We start from the raw sequence: 13,240 nt of genomic DNA on the forward strand, positions 1-13,240 counted from the left end.
CCGCTTCACAGCGGCCCGCCGCGACCAGGGCGTACAGCAGGGTCTCCTCGACGACCTCCCGTTGGGCCGCGCTGCCGCCGACCCGGCCGAGGACAGGGAGGAGCGCGTCCAGGCCCCGGGCGGCTTCGGAGAAGCGTTCCTCGACGAGGGCGGCGAAGGCCTCGCAGAGGGGGACGACGACCTCGCGCTGCACGGGGTCGGCGCCGGCCGCGTGGTCGCGGAGCCGGCGCAGCGCCGCGAGATCGCCGACGGCGGTGAGGGCGACCGCGGCGTGCAGCGCGGTGAAGGCGGTCGCGGGCCGTTCCACGATCTCCCGGGCGACGCTGTCGAGGACGTCCGCCGCCGGTACCCGCCCCCGCCAGCTGTCGCTGAGCCGGGCCCGCCACAGCAGCGACCCCGAGTCGACCAGGGCACGTACGCCGGTCACCCGCCCCGGCGCCAGCTGGGCGAACCAGCGTCTGCGGACGGCGGCGGGATCGTCGAGGGCCAGTTCGTGCAGGGCGATGTGCCAGGAGAAGTGGGCCCGGTGGACGGCGCCCCGCCCGTGCCCCGACACCCAGGCGTCGAGCCAGTCGCGGCCGGTCTCGTGGGCCCCTGATTCGTAGTGGACGTGGGCGAGGGCGTGCACGGCGTGTCCGGAGGCCGGCTCGGCGGTCAGCGCGCGGCGGGCCAGTTCGGCGGCCTCGTCGTACCGGCCCTGGTCCTGGCGCAGGAAGGCGAGGAGCGAGGCCGGGAACCAGTGACCGTCGTAGGCGGGCGCGGCGCGCTCGACCAGGCTCAACGCGTAGCCCGTGTCGAGGTCGTTGATGCCGGAGAAGGCGATGGTGGGCACGGCGGCGGCGAGTGCCAGCGCGTCGGCGGGGTGCGCGGCGAGGTGCCCGAGCAGAGCCCGCGCGCCTCCGTCCGGGGACCCACCGTGCACGCGCCGGGTCACCACGTCGACGAAGGAGCGCTCGCGCTCGTCGGCCCGTTCCCGCGCGCAGCGCCGCGCGTCGGCCAGCGCCCTCGGTACGTCGACGTCGGCGCCGCACTCGTGGCCGAGCAGGGCGAGCGCGGCGTGCCCGAGCGCGAAGCCGGGGTCGAGGGCGACGGCACGGGCGAAGGCGTCCTCGGCACCGGCCCTGACCTTGAGGACCCGTTCGAGGCCGGTGCGATGGGCGGCGGCCGCCTCGGCGTGGGTGGACAGCGCGAGTCCGTGGGCGTCGACCGGCCGACGGCGCGCGGAGCGCCGCGGGGGCGCCTGGGCTGCGAGCAACTGCTCGGCCAGGTCGGCGGCTTGGACCCGGATCTCGGGGACGGCGGTCGTCTCCCACAGTTCGCCGCGGCGCGGGGCACCGAGGGTGAACACCGGCAGTCCGGCCCTGCCCCCGGCGTCGAGGAGTCTGCCGTCGCGGGTCGCGACGCCCAGACCGAGCGGGCCGGGGACGGCGGCTCCCGTGTCGAACAGCGAGCGCCACAGGGGGTCTTCGGGTCGAGGGCCGGGCCCCGTGCAGTCGATCACCCAACCTGCCGGGATGTCCAGGCCGTCGGAGAGCGTGACCCGTACGGAGCCGTCGGGCCGTACGACGGCGTCGGCGATCCTGCCCGTGTGCACCCGCAGCCGCCGGGCCGTACGGGCCCGGGCCACCGACTCGGCCGTCAGCGGCGCCATCCGGTGGCGGTGGGTGTTCCACAACGCGCCCTCGCGCTCCAGGAACAGGGCACGTTCCTCGGGTGTGAGGCTGTGCCACAGGCGGGCGGTGTGCGGGCGCAGACTGTCGAGCGCGGGGCGCCAGTCGCCGTGGGCCCGCACGGCGCGGCCGATGTGGCGGTAGACGGTCCGGCGCAGCGTGGCCAGCGTCGGCGCGTCGAGCCCTTCGGGTGCGGCCATCTCGGCGGCGGGGCTCAGCGCGTGCGGCTGCGGCAGCAGGCCGGTGCGGGAGAGTGCGTGCACGGTGCGTCCGGGCCGGTCGAGGCTGAGCGCCAGGTCGACCGCGGTGAGCCCGGTGCCCACCAGCAGGACGTCGGCGTTCGCGCGTCCGCTCGCGCGGGCGGCCGGCTCGGCGAGGGGTCCGTCGAGGGCGCCGGGCGCCCAGGGGGACCCGATGAACCGTTCGGAGGTACGGAGTCCGGGCGGGACCCGGTCGCCGGTCGGGGCCGCCGGTCCGGTGGCGAGGACCGCGCTGTGGGCCGCCAGGCGTTCCCCGTCGGCGAGTCGAAGCTCCAGTCCCCCGCCCGGGACGGGGACGCAGCCCTCCGCCCTGGTCCGCAGCCGGTGCACGGCGACGGTGCCGTGGGCGTGGACGATCGCCTGGGCCAGGGTGTCGGCGAGGTAGGCGCCGTAGCGGTAGCGGGTGGCGAAGTCGGTTCCCCTGACGGTGGGTTCGCCGTGCCGGCACAGCCAGCGCGTGAAGTGTCCGGGGTCGTCGGGGTAGCAACTCATGCCGTCGGCTGGCACGTTCAGCCGGTGTCGGGGATCGACGGTGGCGTAGGCGGTGCCGCGTCCGGCTTCGGGGGCCGGATCGACCAGGACGAGTTCGAGCGGGGTGCGGCGCCGGGTCGCCGTCTCGCACAGCTGCACGGCGGTGAGTGCGCCGGCCGCGCCCGCTCCGACGATCGCCACGGTGTGCCGCTCTCGGGCTGGATTCACGGATACCTCCGGCGGGTCTGCTGCGGAACCGGCAAGCGGAGCTCCTTCGTCACTCGGCGACCGGAGAGGTCAAGAAAAAGGGGCTCCTGGAAGGGGATCTCACGGAAACTCAGGGACCCGGTCGGCGCTTCATACTCTGTTCACATTCCAAGGTGGCCCGGCAACCGTGGATTTAGGCCGTCTCTCCGGGCGTCCTCACAGGAATCTCAGGCTGGAGCCGTCGGATTCAAAGAATCAACCCACGGAAGTCGCGCAGGATGCACCCGCAGTGGTGGTGAGCGAAGAACCGAGGAAAGGCGTTCCGTGGACGTCCCTGAGATATCGAACCGGCCCGAGTCAGCACCGGACGCCTCGGGGCCCGTGCGGCACCGGCCCGGGCGTCCTGCCTGGTCACGGCGGGGAATCCTCGCCGCCCTCGGCGCCGCGGTGCCGGCCCTCGCGCTGACGGGGTGCGGCGATCCGGCGGACGCCGCCGAGGGGACGGGAACGACGCCGACGGGCGCGACACAGGCCGGGACCGAGGTGAAGTCCCAGGTGAAGGCACCGGCCGTCAGCGTCAGCCCCGCCGACGGCACGAGGAAGGCCGATTTCACCCGCCCGGTCGAGGTCTCGGTGACCGACGGCACTCTGTCGACGGTCGAGGTGTCCGGCAATGACGGTTCCACTCTGGCCGGATCCTTCGACGACGACCGCACCCGATGGACTTCCACCGGGAATCCGTACTCGGGCACCAAATACACGGTCACGGCGAAAGCGGAGGGTGCCGCGGAGCACACCGCGGTCTTCGTCACGAAGTCCCCGGGCGAGACCTTCGTGGGCTATTTCACGCCCGAGGCGAATTCGACCTCCGGCGTCGGCATGCCCGTGTCGATCACCTTCACGAAGGCCGTGACGGACCGGGCGGCCGTCGAGAGGGCCATCACGGTGACGGCGGAGCCCGCGGTCGAGGTGGTCGGCCACTGGTTCGGGAACACCCGGCTCGACTTCCGTCCGGCGCGGTACTGGGCGGCGGGCACGAAGATCACGCTGAGCCTGCGCCTGAAGGACGTCGAGGGCACGGACGGCGTCTACGGCGTCCAGTCCAAGGACGTCACCTTCCGCATCGGCCGCCACCAGGTGAGCACGGTGGACCTCGCGAAGAAGACCATGACGGTCGAACGGGACGGCGCGGCCCTCGCCACCTACCCGGTCAGCGGCGGCGACGCGGACCACACCACCTGGTCCGGGATCATGGTGATCAGCGAGAGGTTCGAGGAGACCCGGATGGAGTCCTCGACGGTCGGGCTCGGCGACGAGTACGACATCGCGGATGTGCCGCACGCACAGCGCCTGACCACGTCCGGCACCTTCATCCACGGCAACTACTGGGCCTCGGCCTCGGTCTTCGGCGGCAGCAACACCAGCCATGGCTGCATCGGCCTGCACGACGTGAAGGGCGCCGACGACGCCTCCGTGCCGGGCTCCCGGTTCTACGAGAGCTCGATGCCCGGTGACGTGGTGGTCGTGAAGAACTCGGGCGAGCGGACCGTCGAAGCGTCGAACGGCCTCAACGGCTGGAACCTGTCGTGGGCGGACTGGAAGGCCGGCAGCGCTCTTTGACGGCCCATCCCGAGGGGCGGGCATCGGCGGACCGCGCCGGGCCCGTCCCTTCCGCGTGCCCCCTTCTTTCACGGCGTGAACTCCCTTGACCCGTAAGGACTTTCTCGGCTTCACCTCTTGACGGCCGGAGTGACAGAGAGCACATTGGCCGCGCAGCTGCTGTGAGAGCGCTCTCAATGGCCATGGGAGCGCTCTCACGACCACCCGCGCACCCCACACCCCGTACCCGAAGAGGCACACCCCATGAGTGAAACTTCCGGCACACCTGTCAGACGCGGCCCACTGCGGCGCGTGCTCATCGCCGTGCTCAGCACGCTGAGCCTGGCGGCGGTGGCCGCCACGGCAGCCACCCTCCCCGCGAACGCCTCCGCCCCCACACCCCCCTCCGGCTGGTCCCAGGTCTTCCTCGACGACTTCAACGGGTCCGCCGGAACCGGCGTCAACACGGCCAACTGGCAGTACACGACGGGCACGAGCTACCCGGGTGGTCCCGCGGGCTTCGGTACCGGCGAGATCGAGACGATGACGTCCAGCACCAACAACGTCGCGCTCGACGGCGCCGGCAACCTCCGGATCACGCCCCGGCGCGATGCCTCGGGCAACTGGACCTCGGGCCGGATCGAGACGGTCCGCACCGACTTCCAGCCGCCCGCGGGCGGCAAGCTCCGCGTCGAGGCCCGCCTCCAGATGCCGAACGTGACCGGCGCGGCCGCCAAGGGATACTGGCCCGCCTTCTGGATGCTGGGCGCGCCCTTCCGCGGCAACTACTGGAACTGGCCGGGCATCGGTGAACTGGACATCATGGAGAACGTCCAGGGGCTCAACACCGAGTGGGCCACCATGCACTGCGGCACCTCACCGGGCGGCCCCTGCAACGAGACCTCCGGCATCGGCGGCAACACCCCCTGCACGGGGGCCACTTGTCAGGCCGGGTTCCACACGTACGCCGTCGAGTGGGACAAGTCGACGAGCCCCGAGCAGATGCGCTTCTACCTCGACGGTGTCAACTTCCACACGGTCCGGGCGAACCAGGTCGACGCGACCACCTGGACGAACGCCACCAACCACGGCTACTTCGTGATCCTGAACGTCGCGATGGGCGGTGGCTTCCCGGACGCCTTCGGCGGCGGCCCGGACAGCGGCACGGAACCCGGCCACCCGCTCGTGGTCGACTACGTCCAGGTGCTCCAGTCGGGCAGCGGCGGTGGCGGCACCACTCCGCCGCCCACCGGCAACCGTGACGCGTACAGCGCCATCCAGGCCGAGTCCTACGACGCTCAGGCGGGCGTCGGCACCGAGACCACCACCGACTCCGGCGGCGGCCAGAACATCAGCGCGCTCGCGAACGGCGACTACGCGCTCTACAAGGGCGTCAACTTCGGCTCCACGGCCGCCAAGCAGTTCTACGGCCGGGTCGCGAGCGGCGCGGCGGGCGGGGTCAGCGGCCTGGTCGAGGTGCGCCTCGACAGCCGTACGAGCACGCCGGTCGGCAGCTTCGCGCTGGGCAACACCGGTGGCTGGCAGGCCTGGAAGACCGTGCCCGCGAACATCAGCTCCGTCACCGGAACCCACGACGTCTATCTGACCTTCACCAGCGGTCAGCCCGCGGACTTCGTGAACGTGAACTGGTTCGACTTCGGTCACTGAGCCCCGGGCCGCCGAGATTCCGGCGGCCGAGACCTGACGGCCGCGCCTTCGGCCGCCGACAGGCGAACTGACGGATGATCGCCCCTGGCCCGACCGGGCAGCCACCCGGCACCGGGCGGCGGTGATCAACAGCCGTACGGCCGGCCGGGACAGGTCATGGAGGGGCGGACCCACAAGGTCCGCCCCTCTCAGCGCAGTTCGGCCCGGAAGGCCACCGGGGTCGCCCCCGTGTGCTGGTGGAAGAACTTGGAGAAGTTGGCCGCGTCCGGGAAGCCGACGGCGACTCCGATGCGCCCGATCGGCATGTCGGTGTGGGCGAGAAGCCGCTTGGCCTCCAGGACGACCCGCTTGTCGATGAAGCCCTTGGGGGTCTCGCCCGTGGCGGCGCGCACCGCGCGGACCAGGGTGCGGCGCGAGTATCCGAGGGCGTCGGCGTGGGCGCTGACGCTGTGGTTGGTGGCGAAGTCCTTCTCGACCGCGTCCCGGAAGCGGGTGAAGGTGGTGTCGGTGTGCTCGCGGGCCGCCTCGGCGGAGCTCGCCGCGAGATGGGCGAGGCGCAGCAGGAACGCGGTGAGCGAGTGCCGCAGCACCGAGGTGTGCAGGCTGAGCGGCAGCGTGGTCGTGTCGACGTACTCGCGCTCCAGCTGGGCGAGCGAGTGCTCCAGTGCCGTGAACCGTCCGGCGTCGGGGCGCAGCAGCGGGGGCAGGTCGTAGCGGTAGAGGCCGGTCGCCTCGACGGTCGCGCGGGGAAGGAATCCGGGCTGCATGGTCAGGACGGTGCCGCGGTAGCGGTCGGTGCTGGAGAAGCGGTGCACCTGACCGGGCCGAATCCACAGGATGTCGCCCGCGCGGGCCTCGTACTCGGCGAAGTCGATCATGTGCCGGACGGGGCCCTCGTGGAAGAGCATCACGACGTGGAAGTCGATGCGGTGCACGCGTTCCAGCGGGGCGTCCGCGTGCCAGGTGCGCCCGGTCCCCATCGCGCCGACCTGCATGCCCACGCCGGACAGGCTCAGATCGGCCGGGAAGGGGAAGGTCCTGATCCCGTCCTGGCCGCCTTCGCTCCCGGCACCGCCTTGGGTGGTTCTGTCTGCCATGTCCTTCTCGCGTCGGCTCACCACGACTCTGCGTGTCCCACTTTCACCGAAGGCTGACACACGGGCACCTTCCCCGGCAAAAGTCTGACTTTTAGGTTTGAAGGCATCGACCCAGAGTTCGCCCATTCAGTGAGGACTTCTTGAAGATGAGTACGCAGAGCTCCGACGGTGTCATCTGGACCGAGCTCGACCGCCGCGCCGTCGACACCGCCCGCATTCTGGCCGCCGACGCCGTGCAGAAGGTCGGCAACGGTCACCCCGGGACCGCGATGAGTCTGGCCCCGGCGGCGTACACCCTCTTTCAGAAGGTGATGCGTCACGATCCGGCCGACCCGGAGTGGACCGGCCGCGACCGCTTCGTCCTCTCCCCCGGACACACCTCTCTGACCCTCTACACGCAGCTCTTCCTGTCGGGCTACGAACTCGGTCTCGACGATCTGAAGGCGTTCCGCACCCACGGGTCCAAGACGCCCGGTCACCCCGAGTACGGACACACCGCGGGCGTGGAGACGACGACCGGTCCGCTCGGGCAGGGTGTCGCCAACGCGGTGGGCATGGCGATGGCCGCCCGCTACGAGCGCGGCCTCTTCGACCCCGAGGCCCCCGAGGGAGAGTCCCCCTTCGACCACACCGTCTGGGCGATCGTCTCCGACGGCGACCTGGAGGAGGGCATCTCCGCCGAGGCCTCCTCGCTCGCCGGCCACCAGAAGCTCGGCAACCTTGTCTTCGTCTACGACGACAACCACATCTCCATCGAGGGCGACACCGCGACCGCCTTCTCCGAGGACGTCCTGGGGCGCTACGAGGCGTACGGCTGGCACGTGCAGCGCATCGAGCCCGCGCTCGGCGGCGACATCGACGTGCAGGCGCTGCACACCGCGCTCACCGCGGCCAAGGCCGAGACCGGGCGCCCCTCCATCATCGCGATGCGCACGATCATCGCCTGGCCCGCGCCCAACGCGCAGAACACCGAGGCCTCGCACGGCTCGGCGCTCGGCGCCGAGGAGATCGCCGCCACCAAGCGCATCCTGGGCTTCGACCCGGAGCGGACCTTCCAGGTCGACCCGGAGGTGCTGGCCCACGCCCGTCAGGCCCTCGACCGGGGCGCCGAGGCGCACGCCGCCTGGGACAAGCGGATCGGCGTCTGGCGCACCGCCAACCCCGAGCGGTCCAGGCTCTTCGACCGGATCGTCGCGGGCCAGCTCCCCGAGGGCTGGGAGGCCGCCCTGCCGGTGTTCGAGGAGGGCACGTCCGTCGCGACCCGCGCCGCCTCCGGCAAGGTCCTCCAGGCCCTCGGCGCCGTGCTCCCCGAACTGTGGGGCGGTTCCGCCGACCTGGCCGGCTCGAACAACACCACCATCGACAAGACGTCCTCGTTCCTGCCGAAGGGCAACCCGCTGCCGGAGGCCGACCCGTACGGCCGCACCGTGCACTTCGGCATCCGCGAGCACTCGATGGCCGCCGAGATGAACGGCATCGCGCTGCACGGCAACACCCGTGTCTACGGCGGCACCTTCCTGGTGTTCTCCGACTACATGCGCAACGCCGTCCGGCTGTCCGCGCTGATGCAGCTCCCGGTGACGTACGTCTGGACGCACGACTCGATCGGCCTGGGCGAGGACGGTCCGACGCACCAGCCGGTCGAGCACCTCGCCTCGCTGCGCGCCATCCCCGGCCTGAACATCGTCCGCCCGGCCGACGCCAACGAGACGGCGATCGCCTGGGGCGAGATCCTCAAGCGGCACGCCACGAACCCGGCCCCGCACGGTCTGGCCCTCACCCGTCAGGGCGTGCCGACCTACCCGGCCAACGCCGACGCGGCGCGCGGCGGTTACGTACTGCGGGACTCCTCCACCGAGACCCCGGACGTCGTCATCGTCGCGACCGGCTCCGAGGTGCAGCTCGCCGTCGCCGCGCGCGAGCGGCTGGAGGCCGAGGGCGTGGGCACCCGGGTGGTGTCGATGCCGTCCGTCGAGTGGTTCGAGGAGCAGTCCCCGGAGTACCGGGCGAGCGTCCTGCCGCCGTCCGTGAAGGCCCGCGTGGCCGTCGAGGCCGGGATCGGCCTGACCTGGTACCGGTACGTCGGTGACGCGGGACGCATCGTCTCGCTCGAGCACTTCGGCGCCTCCGCCGACGCCGGAACCCTGTTCGCCGAGTTCGGTTTCACCGCCGAGAACGTAGCCGCCGCCGCGCGGGAATCTCTCACCGCAGTCCGCGGTTGATCCGACCGCACGAAGGAAGATGATCACTGTGACCGAAGCAGCCGCGACCGCGGTAACCCTGAAGCGCCTCTCCGACGAAGGCGTCTCCATCTGGCTGGACGACCTGTCCCGCAAGCGGATCGAGTCCGGCAACCTGGCCGAACTCATCGAGAACCGCCACGTGGTGGGCGTCACCACCAACCCGTCCATCTTCCAGGCCGCCATCGGCTCCGGCGAGGGATACGAGGAGCAGCTGGCCGACCTCGCCGTGCGCGGGGTGACGGTCGACGAGGCCGTCCGCATGATGACGACCGCGGACGTGCGCGCCGCCGCCGACGTCCTGCGCCCCGTGTTCGAGACGACCGGCGGCCGGGACGGCCGGGTGTCCATCGAGGTCGACCCCCGGCTGGCGCACCACACGGCCGCCACGATCGCCGAGGCCAGGCAGCTGGCCTGGCTGGTCGACCGCCCGAACGTCATGATCAAGATCCCCGCGACGAAGGCGGGCCTCCCGGCGATCACCGAGGTCATCGGCCTCGGCATCAGCGTCAACGTCACGCTGATCTTCTCCCTGGAGCGCTACCGCGCGGTCATGGACGCCTACCTGGCGGGCCTGGAGCGGGCGCACGCCGCGGGCATCGACCTCGCCGGCATCCACTCCGTCGCCTCCTTCTTCGTCTCCCGGGTCGACAGCGAGATCGACAAGCGTCTCGCGAAGGTCGGCACGGACGAGGCCCTCGCGCTCAAGGGCAGGGCGGCGCTCGCCAACGCGCGGCTCGCCTACGAGGCGTACGAGGAGGTGTTCGCCGGAGCCCGCTGGACGGCGCTCGCCCCGTCCGGCGCGCACAAGCAGCGTCCGCTGTGGGCCTCCACGGGCGTCAAGGACCCGGCGTACAAGGACACCCTGTACGTCGACGAGCTGGTCGCGCCGGGCACGGTCAACACCATGCCCGAGGGGACCTTGAACGCCACCGCCGACCACGGCGACATCCACGGCGACGCGGTGACCGGCGGCTACCCCCAGGCGCGTGCCGATCTGGCTGCGGTCGAGGCGCTCGGGATCTCCTACGAAGAGGTCGTCGGGCAGCTGGAGGACGAGGGCGTCTCGAAGTTCGAGGCGGCCTGGGAGGATCTTCTCGACGCGGTGGCGGCTTCGCTCCGCGGCAAGGGAGTTGAGGGGGAATGACCAAGGGTGAGGCGCTTTCCGACGGCACCCCGCAGGGTGCGCCCGCCGCGCCGCAGGGACCTGGTGACACGGCCGTGGAACCGGACGGGCTGAGCCCCGAGGCACTCGCCGAGGCGCTCGGCGTCCCGGCGCCCGACCGGGACAACCCGCTGCGCGACCCGCGCGACCGCCGGCTCCCCCGGATCGCGGGCCCCTCCGGGCTCGTCATCTTCGGTGTGACCGGTGACCTGTCCCGCAAGAAGCTGATGCCGGCCGTGTACGACCTCGCCAACCGGGGTCTGCTGCCGCCGGGCTTCTCGCTCCTCGGGTTCGCCCGTCGTGAGTGGGAGGACCAGGACTTCGCGCAGGTGGTGCACGACTCCGTGCGCGAGCACGCGCGGACGGAGTTCCGCGAGGAGGTCTGGCAGCAGCTCGCCGAGGGCATGCGGTTCATCCCCGGTGACTTCGACGACGACGCGGCGTTCAAGCAACTACGGTCGGCCGTGGAGGAGTTGGACTCCTCCCGGGGCACCAGCGGCAACTACGCCTTCTATCTCTCCGTACCGCCGAAGTTCTTCCCGAAGGTGGTCCAGCAGCTCAAGAAGCACGGCCTGGCGGACGCTCCGGAGGGTTCCTGGCGCCGCGCGGTCATCGAGAAGCCGTTCGGCCACGACCTGACGAGCGCGCGCGAGCTGAACCGGATCGTGCACGACGTGTTCGACCCGGACCAGGTGTTCCGTATCGACCACTACCTGGGCAAGGAGACGGTCCAGAACATCCTGGCGCTCCGCTTCGCCAACCAGATGTACGAGCCCGTCTGGAACCGGTCGTACGTCGACCACGTCCAGATCACCATGGCCGAGGACATCGGGATCGGCGGCCGGGCCGGCTACTACGACGGCATCGGCTCCGCCCGGGACGTGATCCAGAATCACCTCCTCCAGCTGATGGCGCTGACCGCCATGGAGGAGCCGGCGGCCTTCGACGCCGAGTCGCTGCTCGCCGAGAAGCTCAAGGTCCTCAAGGCGGTGAAGCTGCCGGAGAACCTGGGCGAGCACACCGTGCGCGGCCAGTACGCGGCGAGCTGGCAGGGCGGCGAGAGGGTGCGCGGCTACCTCCAGGAGGACGGCATCGACCCCGGCTCGACGACCGACACCTACGCGGCCGTCAAACTCCAGGTGGACAACCGCCGTTGGGCGGGCGTCCCCTTCTATCTCAGGACCGGGAAGCGCCTGGGCCGGCGGGTGACGGAGATCGCGGTGGTCTTCCAGCGCGCGCCGCACTCCCCCTTCGACTCCACCGCCACCGAGGAGCTCGGCGCGAACGCGATCGTCATCCGCGTGCAGCCCGACGAGGGCATGACGGTGCGCTTCGGATCGAAGGTGCCGGGTACGTCGATGGAGATCCGGGACGTCACGATGGACTTCGCGTACGGCGAGTCGTTCACCGAGTCCAGCCCCGAGGCGTACGAACGACTGATCCTGGATGTCCTGCTCGGCGACGCCAATCTCTTCCCCCGTCACCAGGAGGTGGAAGAGTCCTGGAAGATCCTCGACCCGATCGAGGGGTACTGGGAGAAGCACGGCACGCCCGCGCAGTACCCCTCGGGCAGCTGGGGCCCGAAGGAAGCCGACGAGATGCTCGCACGAGACGGACGGAGCTGGCGCAGGCCATGAAGATCGACCTGACCGACACCACGGCAAGCAAGATCAACAAGGCGCTCGTACGGGGGCGCCGTGCCATCGGCACCCCCGCCGTGGGCATGGTCCTGACGATGGTCATCGTCACCGACGAGGAGAACGCCTACGACGCGATCAAGGCGGCCGAGGAGGCCTCCCGCGAGCACCCCTCGCGCACGCTGGTCGTGATCAAGCGCGTCGCCCGCACCCCGCGCGACCGCACCAACTCCCGTCTGGACGCGGAGGTACGCGTCGGTTCCGACGCCGGCACCGGCGAGACGGTCGTCCTGCGGACCTACGGCGAGGTCTCCGACCACGCCGACTCGGTGGTCCTGCCGCTGCTGCTGCCGGACGCCCCGGTCGTCGTCTGGTGGCCGGTGGACGCGCCCGACAACCCGGTCAAGGACCCGCTGGGCGCCCTCGCGCAGCGCCGGATCACCGACATGTACGCCGTCGAGACCCCGCTCCAGGCGCTCGAATCCCGCGCCGCCTCGTACGCGCCGGGCGACACCGACCTGGCGTGGACCCGGCTGACACCGTGGCGCTCGATGCTGGCGGCGGCCCTCGACCAGGCCCGGGCGAAGGTGATCTCCGCGGCCGTCGAGAGCGAGGCGCACAACCCGAGCGCCGAACTGCTGGCCCGCTGGCTGGAGGCCCGCCTCCAGGTCAAGACCGAGCGCGTCGTCACCGCGGGCCCCGTGGTGACCGCCGTCCGGCTCGGCACCGCGAACGGCGAGATCGTGATCGACCGCCCCGAAGGGCCGCTGGCCACGCTGTCGCTGCCCGGACAGCCCTCCCGCACCCTCGCGCTGAAGGTGCGCTCCACCTCCGAACTGATCGCCGAGGAACTGCGCCGGCTCGACGCGGACGAGATGTACGCCGTCGCCCTGCGGGGCAAGGCCACCAAGGAGACCCCCCGTCATGTCTGACTCCCCCAAGCCCACACGGCGCCCGGAGTGGGTGGCCCTGGAGGACCACCGCGCTACCGCGCTGCTCCACCCGCGGCTGCGCGAGCTGTTCGCCGCCGACCCCGCGCGCGCCGAGCGCTATGTCCTACAGGTCGGTGACCTGCGGATCGACTACTCCAAGCATCTGATCACCGACGAGACCCTCGCCCTGCTCCAGGAACTGGCCGCGGCGACCGATGTGTTCGGGCTGCGGGACGCGATGTTCCGGGGCGAGAAGATCAACGTGACCGAGGACCGGGCGGTGCTGCACACCGC

The 13,240-nt window shown here is 71.4% G+C and carries 8 protein-coding genes and 1 pseudogene; 7 read left to right on the forward strand and 2 right to left on the reverse strand.

The features are described 5' to 3' along the window. Positions 1 to 2,629: FAD/NAD(P)-binding protein (locus ACFWBT_RS36270; RefSeq protein WP_385707243.1), on the reverse strand; the 2,629-nt coding region annotated here is incomplete at its 3' end. Between the two features lie 360 nt (positions 2,630 to 2,989). On the opposite strand from ACFWBT_RS36270, the gene ACFWBT_RS36275 reads away from it, so the two are divergent. Both ACFWBT_RS36275 and ACFWBT_RS36280 read left to right on the forward strand, forming a co-directional pair. Beyond that, positions 2,990 to 4,228 (forward strand): Ig-like domain-containing protein, encoded by a 1,239-nt coding sequence (locus ACFWBT_RS36275; protein WP_385707256.1) that lies wholly within the window; start codon positions 2,990 to 2,992, stop codon positions 4,226 to 4,228. A gap of 243 nt (positions 4,229 to 4,471) precedes the next feature. Then, positions 4,472 to 5,875 carry a glycoside hydrolase family 16 protein gene (locus ACFWBT_RS36280; RefSeq protein ID WP_385707245.1) on the forward strand — a complete coding sequence of 468 codons (1,404 nt, stop codon included), beginning with the start codon at positions 4,472 to 4,474 and terminating at the stop codon, positions 5,873 to 5,875. Between the two features lie 188 nt (positions 5,876 to 6,063). Here ACFWBT_RS36280 and ACFWBT_RS36285 read toward each other — a convergent pair whose 3' ends face one another. Beyond that, positions 6,064 to 6,972, reverse strand: a complete 909-nt coding sequence (locus tag ACFWBT_RS36285) for a helix-turn-helix domain-containing protein (protein WP_385707247.1) — start codon at positions 6,970 to 6,972, stop codon at positions 6,064 to 6,066. A 146-nt stretch (positions 6,973 to 7,118) separates the two neighbouring features. Between ACFWBT_RS36285 and tkt the strand changes: the two genes are divergently transcribed. The 5 genes and pseudogenes from tkt to ACFWBT_RS36310 form a co-directional block, all read left to right on the forward strand. Next, positions 7,119 to 9,194, forward strand: coding sequence for a transketolase (gene tkt / locus ACFWBT_RS36290; protein ID WP_385707248.1), 2,076 nt, complete (start codon positions 7,119 to 7,121; stop codon positions 9,192 to 9,194). Between the two features lie 19 nt (positions 9,195 to 9,213). Then, positions 9,214 to 10,359, forward strand: a complete 1,146-nt coding sequence (gene tal, locus ACFWBT_RS36295) for a transaldolase (RefSeq protein ID WP_385707250.1) — start codon at positions 9,214 to 9,216, stop codon at positions 10,357 to 10,359. Continuing rightward, positions 10,356 to 12,014 carry a glucose-6-phosphate dehydrogenase gene (gene zwf, locus ACFWBT_RS36300; protein WP_385707252.1) on the forward strand — a complete coding sequence of 553 codons (1,659 nt, stop codon included), beginning with the start codon at positions 10,356 to 10,358 and terminating at the stop codon, positions 12,012 to 12,014. Before tal ends, zwf begins: the two co-directional genes overlap by 4 nt. Then, the gene (opcA, locus tag ACFWBT_RS36305) at positions 12,011 to 12,946 is read left to right on the forward strand and encodes a glucose-6-phosphate dehydrogenase assembly protein OpcA (RefSeq protein WP_385707254.1); all 936 of its coding nucleotides are present in this window, start codon (positions 12,011 to 12,013) and stop codon (positions 12,944 to 12,946) included. Before zwf ends, opcA begins: the two co-directional genes overlap by 4 nt. Further along, positions 12,939 to 13,240 (forward strand): annotated as a pseudogene (locus ACFWBT_RS36310) (glucose-6-phosphate isomerase); the annotation flags it as partial. The gene opcA and the pseudogene ACFWBT_RS36310, both read left to right, overlap by 8 nt.

Source organism: Streptomyces sp. NPDC060027, assembly GCF_042737005.1.
Lineage (GTDB): Bacteria > Actinomycetota > Actinomycetes > Streptomycetales > Streptomycetaceae > Streptomyces.